This window comes from Pseudomonas sp. FW305-20 (assembly GCF_058788075.1).
On sequence record NZ_JBYTAJ010000001.1, the window covers coordinates 31,617 to 49,263 of the forward strand.

Consider the following 17,647-nt stretch of genomic DNA (forward strand, 5'->3'; position numbering starts at 1 on the left):
AAACCCAGTAAGCAAAACGCCGGCTCATGCCGGCGTTTTGTTGTCCGCACCAGATCTTAATGGTTGTAGACACGCTCATAATGTTCGGCCAGGTCCAGCCCCCTTCTCGATAGGGCAACGACGGGATGGAATGAATGCGGCTGTGGCTACAGCAACTGCCCGCCAGAGACATCAAAAGTCGTCCCGTTAGCCCAGGCCATGTCATCAGACAGGATCGCGGCAACCGCACCGCCTATATCGTCCGGTAGACCGACACGGCCCAGCGCGATGCCTGTGCCACATAGGCGTTCACATCCTTGTTATCGCGCACCGCACCACCGCCAAAATCGGTTGCGATGGCGCCTGGAGCAATCGCATTCACCCGAATTTGGCGCGGACCCAGTTCTACGGCCATGTAACGGGTGAGCACCTCGAGTGTTTCGTAACTTCTTAACTTGGTACGCTCATCAAATAAGTCGCGGATGCTAATCCGTCGCGGTTTTCCGACAGCAAGACACTTTAGCCACGACATTCATCTTAAATACACGTGTTTTAATGGATCACTCTCAAAGCCATCTGATACGGTTTTTTTTCGATCACCTGAGCCTTTTTCGTCGACCAACAATCTATAAAGTGCAAGCCCGATGTTCTTTCAAACAACAAAAAGCAGCCAACTAGTTTTGGCTCTTGGGCACACTGACGCGCTCAAAAAAATTTAGACCATCCCAGGATCAACAATAGAACCCTGTTTATCAGAAAGAAATGGGACAAATAACTATTCACTTGATTTGGAGATGGTGCCGTGCGAAAGCTAGGCTTGAGCTTCCTGGTAACTGGCGTCTTGGGGCAACTATCAGCACTACTATGGACCTACACGTCCTCAGGAACAACTTGTCAAAATAACGTCGACAATTCATACATCCAGCAAAAAGTGACAAAGTTCGATCAACTGCTCGATGACACCGCTAATAAAGTTGCGACAGAGCTCAGTACAATACGTTCTGACGGGCTCGCGCACCTTGCGAAAAACGAATCCCGCATACCCGACTCAACGGAGGCTGACGCCGTACAGTTTTTGATCGAAAAGCCAGACGAAACACCAGTACTTACGCTGCCTTCATTGCCCACGCAGGCACACAAATGGACAATTATTCTCAGCGGTCTGATTGCTTTTACCGGCCTGCTCTTGGCAGGCTTCGCCCGCAAAAAAACCAGTGATCCGCAATGGCATGTCTTTCGGACCATACGAGGCTCGCTAATCACGCTGGAACGCCCGTGTTTGACGTGCGGAGGCTATATTTTCCACGCTAAAAAAGAAGCTTCAATCACGCCTTCATCCGGCCTATGGGTGGTCGAAATTGCATTAAACAGACCCAGCCGCCATCGCGCAATAAAAGCCATTCAGCAGCTGGAGTTGCCGGTAGCGCGTAAAGAAAACAACTTTGTCGTCATCGGCCCGTACAAACAGAAACAGGACGCGGCTCGAGTCGTGAAAGAGTTGAGCGAAAGTCATGGCGTTAGAGGATGGATGATGGCGGGGAATTGACATACTCCTGTTTAGCGCTGCACTGACCCTCGAACAAATGGCTACTTATTATATGACACCAGTGAGCATTCATGATCGCAAAAGAACTTAGAGCCGAACTTGCCCTGAAGAAATTCCTGGACGCCAACTTATGGATCCAACTCGAACTCACCGAACTTAACTACAGCCTCGCTGAAAACTGCGGGCTATCGCCAGAAGAATATCGCCTTAAATTCCTGAAAGAAGCATTTGAAGCAGAAGCGGACGCTCACGGCTGCGATTACTGGGACTTCATCCTGCAGTGGATATCCGAAACCAAGGAAGAACTTGAGTTGATGCGCGAAGAACGCATGAAAGAGATTTATGACTTTCTGGACGATTAGTACACCCTACAACTTTCGTGGTCTATACTCGCCGCCAACTCTCAAGATAAAAGACTAACTTCATCGGCGGGAGTATTGCCCAATACCCCCGCCCTCCTCTCGGTTCAAACCGTCGAATAACAATCCACTACACGCCGATACTGGCTGGGTGAAGCTCCGATGTGCTGACGGAAAAACCGTGTGAAATGACCTTGCTCGGAGAACCCGAGGTTCTCCGACAACAGGCCCAATGTTCCACTGCGCTCACGCTCCAGCCAGGCAAAAGCCCGGCGCATGCGCGCATCGTTCAGTAGCAGGGTTGGCGTCATGCCGGTATCTTTCTTGAACAGCGCAAAAAAGTGCGCCCGCGACAGACCACAAGCTCGCGCGGCGTTGTCGATCGGGTTCGGATCATCGAGGTGCTCAAGTAACCAGGCGGTGCCACGGCGCACGCGCGCGTCCCGGAACTCACCTGAGTTCGGCGCACCCAGTAGCGACAAATGCCGCCAGCTGGAAAAGTCCTCGATCAGCTCGATCAGGAAATCAAACAGCATGAATTCCATGCGCTCTTTGGGAACAATCCCGCAGCCATGCGCTTCGGCAACCAGGATGTCAGCCAAGGTGCGATTACGACTCGACAGCTCGATGCAGGACTGGGCAAAAAAGTCCGGCCGACCGCTGAGCGCCAGCGACTGCTGGGCAGTGGCCAACCAGGCGGGCTCGATGTAGAGAGCGAGGATAAGGGTGGCACCGGCACCCGGCTGCGGATCGTAGAAATGCGGCTCCCAGGCGTTGACCAACACCGCCGTGCGATCGCTGAGCGGAACCCGCCGACCGTTGACGTTGAAGTACGTGTCTTCGCCGGACACTTTGACCAGCACATGGCATTCGGAATGGGTGTGGGTGACCAGCGAACGATCCATATTCAGCAAGGCGACCCGGCCAAACCTGCCGTGGAATACCCGTTGGGCAATCGACATCAGATTCCTCCGCTCGCTTGAAGCGATATTATTACCGACCACAATGCATATCATCGGGGCGTCTATCTATTTCTCAATCCCGGCGATCGCTCTATGGTTCAGCAACACTTGGTAGGCCACTATCGCGCGCGAATGACCGAGCGTCTACCTCGACTTTCGCAGCCCTCACGCTCGTCGGAAAAACCGCCTTACAAGGCATGGCGTTCCTTCCCGTGATAAACACGCAGGATATCGGCCACCACCGCCAGAGCGATTTCCGCCGGAGCCTTGCTGCCCAGATCGAGGCCGATGGGCATGCGCAATCGGGCAATCTGTTCATCCGTCAGACCACCGATGCGTTTGAGCCGCTCGGCGCGCTTGGCCGAGGTTGCCTGAGAGCCCATGGCACCGATGTAAAACGCAGGGGTGTGCACCGCTTCCATCAGCGCCAGATCATCGATTCGCGGATCGTGAGTCAGCGCCACCACCGCGGTCGCCGCATGGCAACCACCGGCGGCGATGAACATCGAGGGCAGCACGCGTTGCATCTCCACGCCTTCGAGCTGGACGTGGAGCATCTCTTCCCGGGGGTCGCAGGCGATGACTTCGCAGCCGATGGCGCGGGCAAAACCGGCGCAGACTTCAGCGACCGGCGAGAGCCCTGCCAGAATCAATCGCAAGGCTGGGCCGACGCTGATGCGCACCCTTTCGTCGACGACTTGCACCCGCTCGCTGCCGTGTCCGGTGTCCGGGTCCAGGCGCAAGGCACCGCTGCTCAGTTCGACGTGACGCAGCAGACGGCGCTGGCCGAGTAACGCCGCTTGCAGACTCTCCAGGTGCGCGATCCATTCGAGACCGGCAGCGCGGTGCTCGACCAGCACGATCAGCACACCACCACAGGGCAATCGTAGACGGTGGCGTTGCTCGACGCTGTCGCCATAACTGACGATCTGCGCCGGTTCGCGTAATTCACCGCGCGTCAGGCTTTCGAGAAACTCCTCCTCGACGCAGCCACCCGACAGCGAGCCGACGTGTTCGCCCGTGCCATTGGTCACCAGCATCGCACCCGGCGCACGCGGTGCCGAGCCATAGGTGGAGAGCACCGTGCACAGCCACTGGGCCTGCCCGGCGCGAGCCCATTGCAGTGCCTGGTCGATCACCTGAACATCGAGATGGCGCATGTTTTCTATACCTCAAGCAAAGCGTGGTCCTGCATGCTGGGTTACGTTTACGGTAACCTGCGAGCAACCTTGTTCAATCGTTGATTCAACATGTCGCTACAACAATTTTTGCAACTTGGGCCGCTGCGCCTGGAATATCGCCAAATCCCTGCGGCTGACCCATCGCGACCGACGCTTGTGCTGTTGCACGAAGGCCTCGGCAGCGCCGACCAATGGAAAGACTTCCCCGCGCGCCTGGCACAGGCCAGCGGTTACGGTGTGGTCACTTACAGCCGTCAGGGTTATGGGCAATCGAGCCCGGTAACCCTGCCGCGTCCGCTGAACTACCTGAGCAGCGACGGCCCTCGGGAACTGCGGCAATTGCTCGATGCCTTGCAACTGCCGCAAGTGGTCTTGCTCGGTCACAGTGACGGCGCCTCCATTGTCCTTGCCTATGCCGCCACCAACGATCCACGCGTGTTGGGCAGCATCGCACTGGCGCCTCACGTGATTGTCGAGGCCGAGAGCCTCGATGGCATTCGCCACACCACCGAGGCCTGGCATCAGGGCGAGTTGCGCGAGCGCCTGGCACGCCACCATGGGACAAATGTCGATGGCGCTTTTCACGGTTGGAGCGACAGTTGGTTGCACCCGGACTTTTCCTTGGATGATCTCGAAGCGCAGTTGGCTTATATCGAAAAGCCGTTGCTGGTCATTCAGGGTCGCGAAGACCACTACGCCACGCCCGAGCAACTGGTGGTCATCCAGCGACAGGTCGCTGGACCGTGCCGCTGTGTGTTGCTGGATAACTGTCGGCACTTTCCCCAGACCGAAGCGACCGAGCAGACCTTGCAGCTGATCTGCGAATTCCTGAAGCGCCTCCCCGCCTTTACTTGAAATTGCCTTGGGTTTCTGGAATCACCACGCTGCCGATCAGGTAGATCACCGACAGACCGACGGCGAACATCGCCAACACCATGGGGATCTGCGCCGGGCTGCCGCTGACCAGGGACACAAAGGTCGGCATGGTTCCGCCGAGGGCGAAACCGATGTTCCAGGACAATCCGGTGCCGCTGGCTCGCAGCTCGGTGGCAAAGCGTTCGTTGAGGAAGATCAGAATCGGCGCGATGATCGCCCCACCTATGAAGCCTATACCCACGCAATACAGCGCAGTACGGGTCAGCGAACCCGATTCGGCGACACCCAGAAACATCATCGGCAGGCTCACCAGGTTGATCACACCCAGCAGCATGAAGGTCTTCTTGCGACCGATCAGGTCGCTCAGGTAACCGAAGGCCAGTGCTCCGACAATGGTTGCCACCGACCCGTACATGAGCATCTGCGAAGTCTGCGCATGAGGCACTTTGGCGACCACGTTGAGCAACGTCGGCAGATAACCGCAGGCCAGGTAATACGTGGCACCGCCTCCGAACGTAATCAGCAGGTTGACCAGCATCACGCCGCGGTACTCGCGACCGAACAGACGCTTGAGCGGCGACACGACAACTACCGCCGGCCCCTTGGTTTTGCGCGCTTGTTGCAGTTGCTGCCAGACCGGGGTCTCTTCCAGGTAACGGAACATCACCAGACCGAAAAACGTGCTTAGCAGGCCGCAGAAGAACATGAAGCGCCAGCCCCAGACGTCAAATTCTTCCCCGGGAAAGATCTCCGACAACACCAGATAAGTGAATGACGCCAACAGCGCGCCCATACCGGCGCCGGCACCACCGATCAACCCGGACATCAAGCCGCGATAGCGCGGCGAGATGGATTCGGTGCCGATGGTGTGAGTGGAGGCAACGATGCCGCCCACGAAAATGCCCTGTATCACCCGCAAGACCAAAAACAGTATCGGGGCCAATATGCCGACCTGATGAATGGTCGGCAACGCGCCAAACAGTGCCGTGGAAATACCGACGCCGACCATCGACACCATCAACGCACGCTTGCGGCCGTGTTTATCGGCATACGCGCCGAAGATCGCCGAGCCCAGCGGACGCACCAGCAAGGCCACGGCGAACGAGGCATATACCGCGGCCAGCGACAGGGTCGGGGTGTCCGAGGGGAAGAACAGGCGGCCGATGATGGGCGCCACGTAGAGCAGAATAAACAGGTCGAACAAATCCAGCGCCCAGCCGAATGTCGAGGCAAATGCCGCGAGCAAGGCCTTGCCCGGTGGAATCTGTGGTGTATCGCAAGCGGCGCTGGAGGGTGATGCAGTTATTGTTGTTGTCGTAGTCATGGTTGCCTCACACAAACGGTGATCGAACGTTCTGCATCCCGGTGCACGGGTTGCGAGTAATCAGCAGGTCAGCGGTGAAACCTTGATGTGCCCTTTCAGTTGCATTGAAGGGGCGGCAGGCCCTGCTCCGTAAGGCGTACGCTGTTACCAACATACTCCCGGGCCCGCTCGCCAGTACGATTTACTCGCCGATAAACACGGCCGTACGCTTGCTGTGAAACGCTTCAACGCCTTCCTTGAAGTCCTTGGAGCTACGCAGACGGCTATAGCAGTGACCTTCCATTTCGATCGCGACGGTCAGCGGCGCATCTTCGTTATCGTTGATCAGTTTTTTCGCCGTGCGCTGAGCCAACGGCGAGAAGCGCCGCAGTTCATCGACCAACGCGTCGACGGTGCTTTCCAGTTCGGTATCCGGCACGACCTCGGTCGCGATACCCCAGGCGTAGGCCTGGTCGCCGGTAATGCGTTTGGCGCGCATCACCATGTGCTTGGTGCGGGTGATGCCGATGATTTTCTGCAGGCGTGCGGAGCCACCCGAGCCCGGGATCTGACCCAGGTTCTGCTCAGGCAAGGCGTAGCGAGTGGTTTGTGAAGCAATGCGGAAATCGCAGGCCAGGGACAGTTCGAAACCGACGCCGAAGGTGTAGCCACGGTTGGCAACGATCACCGGTTTTTCGCAACGTGCCGGTGCCGCGACATTCCAGGCCAGCTTCGAAACGTGCTCCGGCGATGCTTCGAGAAAGCCCTTGATGTCGCCGCCGCTGGAGAAGTGTTCACCCACCGAGCGCAGCACGATGACGCGCACGTCTTTGTGTGCATCGAGGGCTTCGAAGACCAGGCGCAATTGATCGCGCTGCCCCATGGAAATGACGTTCAACGGTGCCCTGTTGAGGATGATGTCGGCGCGCTCGCGGGACACATCGACTTCAACCTGGAAGCCATCGAACTGAGTGTCGAGAAATTGCTGGATCGCTTGTTGTTGCATGAGAGTGTCCTCTGGATGATTAGCTGATGGCCTTCAAGGCCTGTTCCTGGAATTGGGCCAGCAGCACGCGCCGCAGAACCTTGCCGACTGGAGATTTTGGAATCTGATCGATGAACTGGTAACGCCGTGGCCGCTTGAATTTGGCCAGGCCCGAAGCGATGCAATGGGCATCGAGGTCGTCTTCCGAGACCTCGGCGCGCAGCTTGATAAACGCGGCAATGATCTTGCCCCACTGCTCGTCGGGCAGACCGACCACCACCACTTCTTCCACTGCCGGGTGCAGAGAGAGCATGTTTTCGATTTCCGCCGGGCTGACGTTTTCGCCGCCGGTGATGATCAAGTCATCGACACGCCCCGTGACGAACAGATCACCCTCCAGATCGAAGTAGCCGATGTCACCGGTGAAATACCATCCATCACGCAAGGCCTTGGCGGTCGCTTCGGGGCGGTTCAGGTAGCCTTCGAACGCCTCGTCACTCGCCAGGTCGGCGATGATCTGGCCCTCCTCCATTGGGTTGACCTGCACGTCCGGCGTTTCAGCATCGATCGGCACCACGCGCACGCGCTGGTTCATTGCACTGCGCCCTGACGAACCGGGTTTGCGGCTGGCTTGCTGGTCGATGGTGAAGGTGTAGATCTCCGAGCTGCCGTAATGATTGACGAATAACTGCGGCTGGAACGCCTGCTCGACGCGACGCATCAAGCCGTCGCTCATCGGCGCACCCGCAAAGCCGATTTTCTCCACACTGGCGACTCGCTCGCGGGCAAAGGCCGGGTGCTCGATAAGCATGTGGTAGAGCGTCGGCACCAGGTACAGGTTGCTGACCTTTTCCCGTTCGATGGCCTGCAGCGTGGCTTCCACGTCGAACTTCGGCACACAGACGAAATGTCCGTCGATCAGCGCCATGGAGAGCAACGAACGCACGCCCATGGTGTGGTAAAGCGGCATGACCCCCAGCGTACATTCGCTCTGGCGGTAGAGGTTTTGCGCGACGTGGGCCACCGCCGCGGCACGTTCGCAACGGTGCCGACGGGGCACGCCCTTGGGCTTGCTGGTGGTTCCGGAGGTGTACAGCAGCAGTGAAAAATCTTCGGCGTCGGCCTGCAAAATGATGCCGGAGGGGGTCTGCGAACACAGTTCCTCGAAACTCAGGTCGGTGTTGGCAGCACGCAGACCGGTGGCGATCCGTGGCAGCCTTGTGGCGGCACTGCAACCGGCCACGGCGGTCACGGTAGCATCGTCGTAAGCCACTGCACGGATTTGCGCATCTTCGATGCAGTAGCCCAGTTCATCGGCGGTCGAACGCCAGTTCAACGGGGTCATGACGATGCCCGCAAACTGACAGGCCCAATGCAGGGTTGCCATCTGCCAGCGGTTTTGCATCGCTACCAGCAGTCGATCACCGCGTTGCAGCCCAAGGCATTGCAAGCCCCAAGCGGCACTCTGGATATCGACGAACCAGTCTTCATAGGTTTTCTTCAACGCACCGTCACTGACCGCCACGGCGTGCGGCCGGCGTTCAACGGCAGCGAGGAAACTGCGTCCGAGATCGAACATTGTTGTTATACCCCTTCGTTCGTTTGGCGCTGGGCAGCGACTTCGAGCACGGCTTGGACGATGCCGGTGTAGCCCGTGCAGCGACATAGATGCCCCGAAAGCATGTCGCGTACCTGGGTCTCGTCCGGGTTGGGTACCCGTTCCAGGAAATCCACGCAGGACATGAGAATGCCCGCAGTGCAAAAGCCGCACTGCAAGGCGTGATGACGGCGAAAGGCTTGTTGCAGGTCGCTCAGTGTGTCGTCGTCGGCCAAGGACTCGACGGTCTCGATACGCCGCTCGTGCCCCTGTACCGCGAGCATCAGGCAGGAACGCATCGCGACTCCGTCCACCAGCACCGTGCAGGCACCGCAGACACCGTGTTCGCATCCGACATGGACACCGGTGGCACCGAGGTCGTGGCGCAGGAAGTCGCAGAGTTGGGTTCGCGGTTCAGCCAGGGCTTCGCGGGAGCGGCCATTGAGTTCCAGGCGAATCGGAAAGGTTTGGTCGGCAGTTACACGCATGTTCAGACTCCTTCGATCAGCTGATGACCCAGCTCGCGAATTAGTTGGCGGCGATAGGCAGCGCTGGCCTGCACATCGTCTTGTGCGTCGAGCGACCAGGCGGTTTGATTGAGCGCGTCTGGCAGCGCGGCACCACGAGGCAGGCTACGACGTTGTGGACGGTCGGCGACCCCGCCGATGCCAAGCTCGACCTGATCCGCGCCGATGGCCGCGGCCAGGGAGACAATGGCAAAGTCGCCGTGGCGCATGGCGATTTCGCGGAAGCGATAGGTGATGCCTTCGCGCTTGAGCGGAAAACGCACCTCGACGACCAGTTCATCCGCACGCTTGTCGGTGGTGAGAATGCCTTGGAAGAAGTCGGCAGCCTTGACGATGCGCTTGCCTTTTTTCGACTCGAGAACGATCTCGCCGCCCAGCGTCACCAGGCACAGTGGCAACTCGGCGCTGGGGTCGGCGTGAGCCACCGATCCGCAGACGGTGCCGCGATTACGCGTCTGGAAGTGACCGATCCAGGGCATCGCCAGTGCCAATAAAGGCACCTCGTCCATCAGGGTCGAACGCGCCAGCAACTGCGCCTGTCGTACCCCGGCACCTACCGCCAGGCAATCCTTGCGCAGTTCGATATAGGCCAGTTCAGCCACATGATTGATATCGATCAGTAACTTGGGTTGAGCCAGGCGCATGTTCAGCACCGCCATCAGCGATTGGCCACCGGCGATGATGCGAGCTTCCTGGCCGTACTCGGCGAGCAACTCAACCACCTGACGACGGGTGTCAGCCCGAACGTAATCGAAAGCAGCCGGTTTCATTGCGCACCTCCCTTGCCAAACAGCGCGCCAAGCGAGGCCCGCAGTCGCGCCCACCAGCCGGTGGAGATGGCTTGGCCGCTGACCCGTTGCGACAGGCGAGTAAAGATTTGTCCGATGATCACTTTCGAGGCCCCTTGCAACATTCGGCCGCCGACCGCGGCGACTTTGCCGCTGACCGCCACTTGGTATTGGTATTCCAGACGTGTGTGGCCATTTTCCAGTTGGACGAAACGCACCTTGGCCTGACCCTGGGCCGAACCCATCGAGCTGCTGCCGGAACCGGACAGACGCAATGAATGCGGCGGGTCCAGATCACTCAGGGCAACCTTGGCCTCGAAGCGCGCACGGATCATGCCGACGCCGACGGTGACGTCTGCGCGGTAACGGTTTTCGCCTTCAAGCACGAGGTCGTGGCAACCGGGAATGATTGCCGCCAGCGTCTGCGGGTCGAGCAAGGTATCGAAGACCTGTTGCGGCGCAGCAGGAATCACCACCGAGTCGTTGGCCCGCAGTGCCGGTCCACCGGCAGCGGCCGCGTCCAGGTTTTCATCGGGCTCCATACCGGCGGGCCGTGGCGGCTCGTCGATCCCGATGAGCGTGCGTACTTTCGATGGCGTCAGTGGCAGACGGATGTCCGAGCGGCCAAGGGCGTCAGCCACCGCGTTGGCGATGCACACCGGCGTGCTCATATTGTTTCCCTCGCCCACACCCTTGGCGCCCAGTGGGGTGAATGGCGATGGCGTTTCCATGTGCAGGATCACCGGTTCGATCACTTCCGGTGCGGTCGGCACCAGATAATCGGCGAAGGTCCCTGAGAGGAAACTGCCGTCCTCGCCATAGGCGAACTCTTCCATCAGCGCCGCGCCGAGGCCTTGGGTGAAGCCACCACGAATCTGGCCATCGACCAGCGCCGGGTTGAGCAGGCGGCCGGCGTCATGGCAGGTGACGTAGCGATCGATGTGGATCTCGCCGGTCATGCGGTCGATTTCCAGACCACAGATGTCGAAGACAAAGCCGTAGCACAGCGAGCTGTTGACCTGATCCTGGTCGTCCGGAGCCACCAATTGCGGCGGGCTCCAGAACGCGGTTTCGCGCAGACCGCCACTTTCACCTTCCGGCAGCAGGCCTGGCGACCAGTGGGTCGCACCAGCAATCCGATGGAATGGCGCCACCGCCCCGCCATTGACCACAAAAATCTTGTCGCCCGCGAAACGAATATCTTCGGGGCTGGCCTGCAGTTGCTCGGCGGCAATCGTGGCGAGGCGATCGCGGATCTTCAGCGCCGCCTTGTAGACGGCACCGGCCACAGCACCGGCGAAGCGGCTGGAATAGTTGCCCGAGGCAATCGACCAAGCGTCCTTCTGGGTATCCAGTTCGACGTTGACCACGATGGACTCCAGCGCAACTCCAAGCACTTCGGCGACGACCTGAGCCACAGTGGTTTGATGGCCCTGCCCTTGCGGTGCCGAGGACACATGCACACTGACGTCACCCAACGGGCCGACGTTGATGGTTGCGGTTGCGACAGCACCGTTTTTCGGACCGGCCTTGCGCCGCTCTTCGGGTGTCATCGCGGTGGTGATGTAGCCCATGTTGGAAATCGAAGGCTCGATGACGGCGGCATAACCGATGCCGTAGATCCGGCCTTCGGCACGCGCCTGATCACGACGTTGGAGCAACTCGTCGAGTCCACCGTCAGCCGCCGCCAGGGCAATGCCTGCCTGGTAATTGCCGGAATCGAGCAACGCACCGGCGGCCGCTTGATAAGGAAAGGCATCGGCCGGCACCAGGTTGCGGCGGATCACGTCCAACGGATCAAGCTTCAACTGCACGGCGATGTGTTGCAACAGCCGCTCAAGGGCGAAATACACCTGCGGGCCACCAAAACCACGGTTCAGGCCGGAAGGGGTTTTGTTGGTCAGCACCACTCGGTTGCGCACTTGCAAATTGCGGATCGCGTAGGCCCCCGTCAGGTTGCCGTGCATGCGGTAGAACGTCGCCGGTTCAGGCGCTCTCAGGTAGGCACCACAATCGTCGATCTGGTCATAACGCAAAGCGGTGATGCGGCCATCCGCTTCTACCGCCGCTTCAATTTCGGTCACCCGATTGGTCGCCGAAGAAGCCCCCTGAAGATGTTCCAGACGGTCCTCGACCCACTTCACTGGGGCACCGACCTTGCGTGACGCCAGGCCCATCATCACCACGTAAGGGAAAACCCCTTGCTTGATGCCAAAGCTGCCGCCGGAATCTTTCGGTGTGCGCAAACGCAAGCGGTTGCCGGGCACATTCAGTGCCCGGGCCATGACCGTGTGCAACGCGTAGGGGCCCTGAAAATTGGCCAGCACGTCATAAATGCCGGTGGCGCGCTCGTACTGAGCCAGCACCACATAGCATTCGATGGGTGTGCAGGAACTGCGCGGAAACTTCACTTTGAGCGAGACCTTGTGCGGCGCCTGCTCGAACGCCTGCTCCGGCTCGCCATAACGAAAGTGCCGTTCGTTGACCACGTTGCTGCCGACTGCTTCGTGCAGGATCGGCGCCTGTTCGGCGGTGGCCAGTTCGGGATCGATGATCGGGGGCAGCGGCTCGTAATCAACGCGCACACCTTCGATGGCGTCCTCGGCCAGATAGCGGCTCTCAGCGATCACCACGGCCACCGGCTCTCCGACGTAACGCACCTTGTCGACGGCGACGCACCAGTGCTCCATCGGCTGCCGCACACCCACCGGAAACGGCAGCGCCCAGCGTTTGACGTCTTCGCCAACCAGCACGCCGTGCACGCCTTTCATCAGCAGCGCTTTGGAAAAATCCACCGAGGTGATCCGCGCATGAGCGTGGGGTGAACGGATGATCGCCGCGTGTAGCGTACCCGGAGGGATCGCAGCGTCATCGGCATAGCAGCCGAGGCCGCGCAACAATGCGGCGTCCTCGACACGGGTCTGACGGGCGCCGATGTGGCCGGTCTGGCTTTCGGTAGCAGGTTGGAAACTAGTCATTTTTTTCGCGGCTCTTGTTGTTTTGCAGCGCGATAGCGTTAGAGCCGAGTGTGTGAGAAAGGCGCAGGGAGCGCCTTGCCTGGGGAGAGGGAGTTCTGCGCTGGGGTCTGAAAATTTGCCTTAGCGTCTGATTTTCAGGTCTGGGACCCGACAGAATTGCCGGTCAGGGATGGGACGCGGGAAGCCTCAGGAAAGCTTCGACTTCTGCATAGGGCATCGGTTTGGCAAAGAAATACCCCTGAAAAATATCGCAGCAACTGCCCTTCAGGAAATCCACCTGAAACGCTGTTTCCACGCCTTCGGCGACCACCGTAAGGCTGAGGTGATGGGCCATGGAAATAATGCCTTGGGTGATCGCTGCATCGTGATGGTCGGTGGCGATTTCCTGGATGAACGAGCGGTCGATCTTGATCTTGTCGATGGGCAAACGCTTGAGGTAGCTGAGGCTGGAAAAACCGGTGCCGAAATCATCGAGCGCAATGCGCACACCCAACGCCTTGAGCCGGCACAACGTGTCGATCGCCTGTTCAGCGTTATGCAACAGAAGCGACTCGGTGATCTCCAGATCCAGCTGCTCACCACGCAGACCGTGTTTCTCCAGGGTGGCCTGGACACACTGGACGAAATGGCCACGCTGAAAATGCATTGGCGAAATATTCACCGCCATCGAGATGCCGGTTACGCCCTGCTCGCCTAGCTGGCGCAAGTGCGCGCAGGCCGTATCGAGAACCCAAAGGCTCAGCGGGATGATCTGACCACTGTCCTCTGCCACTGGCACAAACACCGCTGGTGAGATGAATCCTTTTTCCGGATGCTCCCAGCGCAGCAACGCTTCGATCCCGACCACCCGCCCCGTGCGCGCGTCTATCTGCGGTTGATAATGCAGCTTGAACGACTGAGTTTCGATAGCCTTTTGCAGGTCATTGCGCAGGCTCGCGTGCTCGCAAACGCGCTGATTAAGATCGCTGGTGTACCACTGAAAATTGTTGCGCCCTTGCTGCTTGGCTTTGTACATGGCCATGTCAGCCTGCTGGATCAGTTGCATCGGCTGCTCGATGTGACCATCGCTCAGGGTGATGCCGATACTTGCACTCACGTGCAGGTCAATGCCCTGGATGCAGTAGGCTCTGGCAATGCTGGCCATCAAGCGCTCGACCACCGGTACAACGTCCTCATCACGAAGCAGGTCCGGCAGCAGCACGATAAATTCGTCACCGCCCATGCGCACGATGGTATCGCCGGGACGAACCTGCCGGATCATACGCTGCGCCACCTCAATCAGCACCTGATCGCCGAAGTAGTGCCCGATCGAATCGTTGATGGATTTGAATCCATCCAGATCAATGCACATCACCGCCAGACGACGCTTGCGCCGACGACTGATGTGACAACCCAGAACAAGCCGGTCTTCAAGCGAAACACGGTTAAGCAAGCCGGTCAGCCGGTCATGGCTGGCGTTGAAGCTCAACTGGCGCTCGTAATGCTTCTGCTCGCTGATGTCTCGGGCAATACCAAATACCCCGACGATTTCTCCGTTGACCATGATCGGCAGATTAGAGATGTCCATGGTCAGCAGACTGTCACTCTCGTCGAGAACCCGTGCCTCGAAGCGCTGAGGCTCTCCGGCGCGGGCTGCGGAAAAATGCTGACTGACCCGTTCCAGGTCCTCTTCGAGCACCAGATGGGAAAAGTGATGACCAATGAAATCCGTTGCAGTGTGCGGTTTTAGCTTCAGGCCTGCTGGATTCACACTCTGGATGTTGCCGGCCAGATCGAGGGCGAACACCGGGTTGGGGTTGTAGGTAAACAATGAACGAAAACGTTGTTCGCTTTCCTCCAGACGTTGGCCGTCACGTTCATGGCGGATCGCAATGACTGCCAGCTGGGCCGCGCAGGCCAGTCGTTGAATCTGCGCCTCATTCGGCGCATTCGTGCGGTTCTGGTAAAGGGCAAATGTACCCAACACGCTTCCCAGATGGGAGAGCAAAGGCACTGACCAACAGGAGCGCAGGTTATGCCCCAGCGCCAGGCCTCGAAAACGCTCCCAGTTTGGGTCTCGGGCGATGTCTTCGGTGACCACAAGCTCGCGCCGGAACGCTGCGGTGCCACAGGCTCCTTCATGTGGTCCAATGGGCATTCCATGAATCGCGTCACTGTATTCGACCGGCAGGCTGGGCGCCGCGCCGCTCAGCAAGCGTTTGCCCTCGGCATCAGTGAGCAGTATCGAGCAGAAGGTTTCGGGAGCCTGATCGTCAAGCATCTGGCAGATGGCGCAGAGTATGTCGACTAGATGATGATCGGTCGCGATCATACCGAGAATGTCACGTTGCGACTCAGGGAATGTCTTGCTGTGAAAACCAGGACGATTATTCATGGTGGTTCCTGAAGACTCTCGAGGTCGTCCGGTCTTCAGAGAGCCTGGAATAGTAGGCGGCCGATCACTGTCCACTAGTGCGTCGGACGCGCACTCTATAGAGCACAGACCAACTAAAAAAAGGCTCAGATCCAACATAAAAAACAGTATCAGATTGCCGTCGTTTGGCTGACTTCGCTTTCTCGACTCGCGGCAATTTCTCGGCCAATTTCATCCACCTCCTGTACGGCATCGCGTTCGCCGTGCTGGAAATTCAAAGCCATCTGGTTGTTACCGGATGCACGCAGGCTTTCGAAAAACGACAGGGTCACATTGCACCCGCCGCGCAAACTCAAGTGAATCGGGGACGGGTGAATGGTCGGGCGGCCCGTTTCGATATACTGCTGGGCGATCGACTCAGTGCCGTGCTGTCCTCGACCTATGAGCATCCTCCGGCCGAGTCGATTGTGTCTTTACCAGAGTACGCCCCTGTCCCCCTGCTGCCTTCATAGGTCAGCTTCTTTAATACCGAATCACTTAAAGTTTTGTAGCGCTCGCGGAGCGCTTGTTTCAGGTCGACTCTGGCTAGGAGTGATCGGCTGTAATCAGCCAATCTCTGCCTTTCATGAAGGGCAGCAATGGGTCGTTTTCAGCCCTTCATGACAGGCAGCAGTCGGCCAGAAGCAGACCTTCACTTTTCACCCTGGTACTAGAATGCGACCGCTGACCCAATTATTTTTCCTTCACGCCCCGCCTTACCCTCGCCACAAGTCGAACACTGTAAACAAATGGACTTGCCATCGTGGTGCATTCCCGTCGGCCAAATAAAATGGGACCAAAGGTCCAGGCCGCCTGTGAGTTCGCCCGCCATACTGGCAAGGTCGCGGCGAGAGGTTGGTTCACTTTCGGACATCGACGCGACGGTCCAGGGCAGGGCCGGCACCCGTATCGGTATGGCGATGCCTTGTATTAGCTGGCGATAGAATAAACTACGGGGGCAGGCGTGAAGTCTGTCCTGATTCAATGCCCTTTTGAAGGAGAGACAACAATGGCTACGTTCAAGCCCGGTCACATGCACTTCGAGCGCCACGCGCTGAACAAAGATGATGTCAGTTACAACGTGTGCATCGACTATGAAGTCAGCCAGGATCCCAAGGAAGGTAAAGGCATGCTGTTTACGATGCACGGCAGCATTCAGGGCAAGGAGCTAAAAGAAACATTCTTCCTGCCAAAGGATCAGGCTTACAACTTCGCCAGCAACGTCACGAAAATCGCGGAGAAGTACGGCATCCCTAAGGCGCTGAGTAGCATCGGTTCGATGCACGAGGACTACGATGCGATGTTCGAAGACGTGCGGGTGCAGCTGGATATGAAGTCTGGGGACACGGTCAAACCAGAGCATCTGGAATAAGCCACCCTGAACAAGCAGGTCATCGATGTATCAGAACTTAGCCCTGCTTGCCGCCTTCCTCCTTACCTACAGCATATTTGCGGGGCGTTTCGAGTCACGCCTGCTCAATGGTCCGCTTATGTTCATGCTTGCAGGTCTGGCGGGTTTGAGAGGTTGAGTGCGTTTGCCAGGCTCAACTGCGCTATGAAGGAACCGTGACAATCATGAAGCAATTCATTGAGGGTGAGGCTCGAACTCAAGTCACCTTGCTGCCAGAGTGTTTAAGGAGGGATCTCGGCCTGTCGGGGTGACATCCTAGAGGAGCACTTGATGTATTCAAGCATCTTTTTCGCATGGGGGCTGGCGGCCGTTACCGTGGTCTTGCATGCAGTCGGTTTGGCCTTGATGCTCAGGTTTCTGGACTACAGGGGAAATGTTCTGATGAAGCATGTAGGGGCCATTAGCATGCGGTTGGTGTGGGTTGCCTGCTATATGATTCTGCTGCATTTGTTGGCGATCTCGATCTGGGGGGCATTCTATGTGTGGCAGGGATGTCTGCCCGATCTCGAAACGGCGTTTTACTTCTCTGGAGTGACCTATGCGACGATTGGTTACGGTGACGTGGTGCTGGCGAAACCCTGGCGTCAGTTCGGGTTGATGGAAGGCTTGACCGGCATCCTCATGTGCGGCTTATCCACGGGTGTCTTCGTCGCTGTGGTCAATCATATTTATCAGTTTTTCCACTTGAGTAACGATGACCACCAGTCCTAGAGCGTCTACCCGAGGCTCGCTTCTAACGGGAAATGCGCGTCCAACACAAAAG

At 58.3% G+C, this 17,647-nt stretch carries 15 protein-coding genes and 2 pseudogenes; 6 read left to right on the forward strand and 11 right to left on the reverse strand.

Annotation, left to right across the window (positions count from 1 at the left end; translation table 11 throughout):
• Positions 1-146 precede the first annotated feature (146 nt).
• Positions 147-415, reverse strand: a pseudogene (locus AC3WP4_RS00165) (SDR family oxidoreductase); the annotation flags it as partial.
• Positions 416-781: 366 nt separating this feature from the next.
• Here AC3WP4_RS00165 and AC3WP4_RS00170 point away from each other — a divergent pair.
• Both AC3WP4_RS00170 and AC3WP4_RS00175 read left to right on the forward strand, forming a co-directional pair.
• Complete coding sequence (locus AC3WP4_RS00170) at positions 782-1,525, forward strand: SPOR domain-containing protein (protein ID WP_102615840.1); 744 nt, start codon at positions 782-784, stop codon at positions 1,523-1,525.
• A 71-nt stretch (positions 1,526-1,596) separates the two neighbouring features.
• Complete coding sequence (locus tag AC3WP4_RS00175; protein WP_102615841.1) at positions 1,597-1,887, forward strand: DUF6388 family protein; 291 nt, start codon at positions 1,597-1,599, stop codon at positions 1,885-1,887.
• A gap of 104 nt (positions 1,888-1,991) precedes the next feature.
• Here AC3WP4_RS00175 and AC3WP4_RS00180 read toward each other — a convergent pair whose 3' ends face one another.
• Together AC3WP4_RS00180 and AC3WP4_RS00185 are read right to left on the reverse strand one after the other, a co-directional pair.
• Positions 1,992-2,846 carry a helix-turn-helix transcriptional regulator gene (locus AC3WP4_RS00180; RefSeq protein WP_102615842.1) on the reverse strand — a complete coding sequence of 285 codons (855 nt, stop codon included), beginning with the start codon at positions 2,844-2,846 and terminating at the stop codon, positions 1,992-1,994.
• Between the two features lie 188 nt (positions 2,847-3,034).
• Entirely contained in the window at positions 3,035-4,006 is a 972-nt protein-coding gene (locus AC3WP4_RS00185) for an XdhC family protein (protein WP_102615843.1), read from the reverse strand.
• Between the two features lie 90 nt (positions 4,007-4,096).
• Between AC3WP4_RS00185 and AC3WP4_RS00190 the strand changes: the two genes are divergently transcribed.
• On the forward strand, positions 4,097-4,882 hold the full coding sequence (locus AC3WP4_RS00190) for an alpha/beta fold hydrolase (protein ID WP_102615844.1): 786 nt from the start codon (positions 4,097-4,099) through the stop codon (positions 4,880-4,882).
• On the opposite strand, the gene AC3WP4_RS00195 is transcribed toward AC3WP4_RS00190, so the two are convergent.
• The 8 genes from AC3WP4_RS00195 to AC3WP4_RS00230 all read right to left on the reverse strand — a co-directional run bounded on the left by AC3WP4_RS00195 (position 4,875) and on the right by AC3WP4_RS00230 (position 15,766).
• Positions 4,875-6,227 (reverse strand): MFS transporter, encoded by a 1,353-nt coding sequence (locus AC3WP4_RS00195; protein ID WP_102615845.1) that lies wholly within the window; start codon positions 6,225-6,227, stop codon positions 4,875-4,877. The genes AC3WP4_RS00190 and AC3WP4_RS00195 overlap by 8 nt on opposite strands.
• A gap of 181 nt (positions 6,228-6,408) precedes the next feature.
• On the reverse strand, positions 6,409-7,212 hold the full coding sequence (locus AC3WP4_RS00200; protein WP_102615846.1) for an enoyl-CoA hydratase/isomerase family protein: 804 nt from the start codon (positions 7,210-7,212) through the stop codon (positions 6,409-6,411).
• A gap of 19 nt (positions 7,213-7,231) precedes the next feature.
• Positions 7,232-8,770 (reverse strand): AMP-binding protein, encoded by a 1,539-nt coding sequence (locus AC3WP4_RS00205; RefSeq protein WP_102615847.1) that lies wholly within the window; start codon positions 8,768-8,770, stop codon positions 7,232-7,234.
• Between the two features lie 5 nt (positions 8,771-8,775).
• Entirely contained in the window at positions 8,776-9,276 is a 501-nt protein-coding gene (locus tag AC3WP4_RS00210; protein ID WP_064596717.1) for a (2Fe-2S)-binding protein, read from the reverse strand.
• A 2-nt stretch (positions 9,277-9,278) separates the two neighbouring features.
• The gene (locus tag AC3WP4_RS00215; protein ID WP_102615848.1) at positions 9,279-10,085 is read right to left on the reverse strand and encodes an FAD binding domain-containing protein; all 807 of its coding nucleotides are present in this window, start codon (positions 10,083-10,085) and stop codon (positions 9,279-9,281) included.
• Positions 10,082-13,081 carry a xanthine dehydrogenase family protein molybdopterin-binding subunit gene (locus AC3WP4_RS00220; RefSeq protein WP_102615849.1) on the reverse strand — a complete coding sequence of 1,000 codons (3,000 nt, stop codon included), beginning with the start codon at positions 13,079-13,081 and terminating at the stop codon, positions 10,082-10,084. The genes AC3WP4_RS00215 and AC3WP4_RS00220 overlap by 4 nt, the downstream gene beginning before the upstream one ends.
• Positions 13,082-13,244: 163 nt before the next feature.
• A complete protein-coding gene (locus AC3WP4_RS00225; RefSeq protein WP_102615850.1) occupies positions 13,245-15,455 on the reverse strand; it encodes a putative bifunctional diguanylate cyclase/phosphodiesterase in 2,211 nt (736 codons plus the stop codon).
• 149 nt (positions 15,456-15,604) lie between these two features.
• Entirely contained in the window at positions 15,605-15,766 is a 162-nt protein-coding gene (locus AC3WP4_RS00230; RefSeq protein WP_158242630.1) for a hypothetical protein, read from the reverse strand.
• A gap of 497 nt (positions 15,767-16,263) precedes the next feature.
• Between AC3WP4_RS00230 and AC3WP4_RS00235 the strand changes: the two are divergent.
• From AC3WP4_RS00235 to AC3WP4_RS00245, 3 genes and pseudogenes are all read left to right on the forward strand, one after another.
• Positions 16,264-16,417 (forward strand): annotated as a pseudogene (locus AC3WP4_RS00235) (carbamate kinase); the annotation flags it as partial.
• Between the two features lie 65 nt (positions 16,418-16,482).
• Positions 16,483-16,845 carry a DUF5064 family protein gene (locus AC3WP4_RS00240; protein ID WP_102615852.1) on the forward strand — a complete coding sequence of 121 codons (363 nt, stop codon included), beginning with the start codon at positions 16,483-16,485 and terminating at the stop codon, positions 16,843-16,845.
• A gap of 309 nt (positions 16,846-17,154) precedes the next feature.
• Positions 17,155-17,595 (forward strand): potassium channel family protein, encoded by a 441-nt coding sequence (locus tag AC3WP4_RS00245; RefSeq protein WP_102615853.1) that lies wholly within the window; start codon positions 17,155-17,157, stop codon positions 17,593-17,595.
• Positions 17,596-17,647 lie beyond the last annotated feature (52 nt).

Excerpts from the sequence above, each read along its gene's own strand:
- AC3WP4_RS00175 (WP_102615841.1), top strand. The coding sequence starts at position 1,597 with ATGATCGCAAAAGAACTTAGAGCCGAACTTGCCCTGAAGAAATTCCTG.
- AC3WP4_RS00180 (WP_102615842.1), bottom strand. The coding sequence starts at position 2,846 with ATGTCGATTGCCCAACGGGTATTCCACGGCAGGTTTGGCCGGGTCGCC.
- AC3WP4_RS00185 (WP_102615843.1), bottom strand. The coding sequence starts at position 4,006 with ATGCGCCATCTCGATGTTCAGGTGATCGACCAGGCACTGCAATGGGCT.
- AC3WP4_RS00190 (WP_102615844.1), top strand. The coding sequence starts at position 4,097 with ATGTCGCTACAACAATTTTTGCAACTTGGGCCGCTGCGCCTGGAATAT.
- AC3WP4_RS00195 (WP_102615845.1), bottom strand. The coding sequence starts at position 6,227 with ATGACTACGACAACAACAATAACTGCATCACCCTCCAGCGCCGCTTGC.
- AC3WP4_RS00200 (WP_102615846.1), bottom strand. The coding sequence starts at position 7,212 with ATGCAACAACAAGCGATCCAGCAATTTCTCGACACTCAGTTCGATGGC.
- AC3WP4_RS00205 (WP_102615847.1), bottom strand. The coding sequence starts at position 8,770 with ATGTTCGATCTCGGACGCAGTTTCCTCGCTGCCGTTGAACGCCGGCCG.
- AC3WP4_RS00210 (WP_064596717.1), bottom strand. The coding sequence starts at position 9,276 with ATGCGTGTAACTGCCGACCAAACCTTTCCGATTCGCCTGGAACTCAAT.
- AC3WP4_RS00215 (WP_102615848.1), bottom strand. The coding sequence starts at position 10,085 with ATGAAACCGGCTGCTTTCGATTACGTTCGGGCTGACACCCGTCGTCAG.
- AC3WP4_RS00220 (WP_102615849.1), bottom strand. The coding sequence starts at position 13,081 with ATGACTAGTTTCCAACCTGCTACCGAAAGCCAGACCGGCCACATCGGC.
- AC3WP4_RS00225 (WP_102615850.1), bottom strand. The coding sequence starts at position 15,455 with ATGAATAATCGTCCTGGTTTTCACAGCAAGACATTCCCTGAGTCGCAA.
- AC3WP4_RS00240 (WP_102615852.1), top strand. The coding sequence starts at position 16,483 with ATGGCTACGTTCAAGCCCGGTCACATGCACTTCGAGCGCCACGCGCTG.
- AC3WP4_RS00245 (WP_102615853.1), top strand. The coding sequence starts at position 17,155 with ATGTATTCAAGCATCTTTTTCGCATGGGGGCTGGCGGCCGTTACCGTG.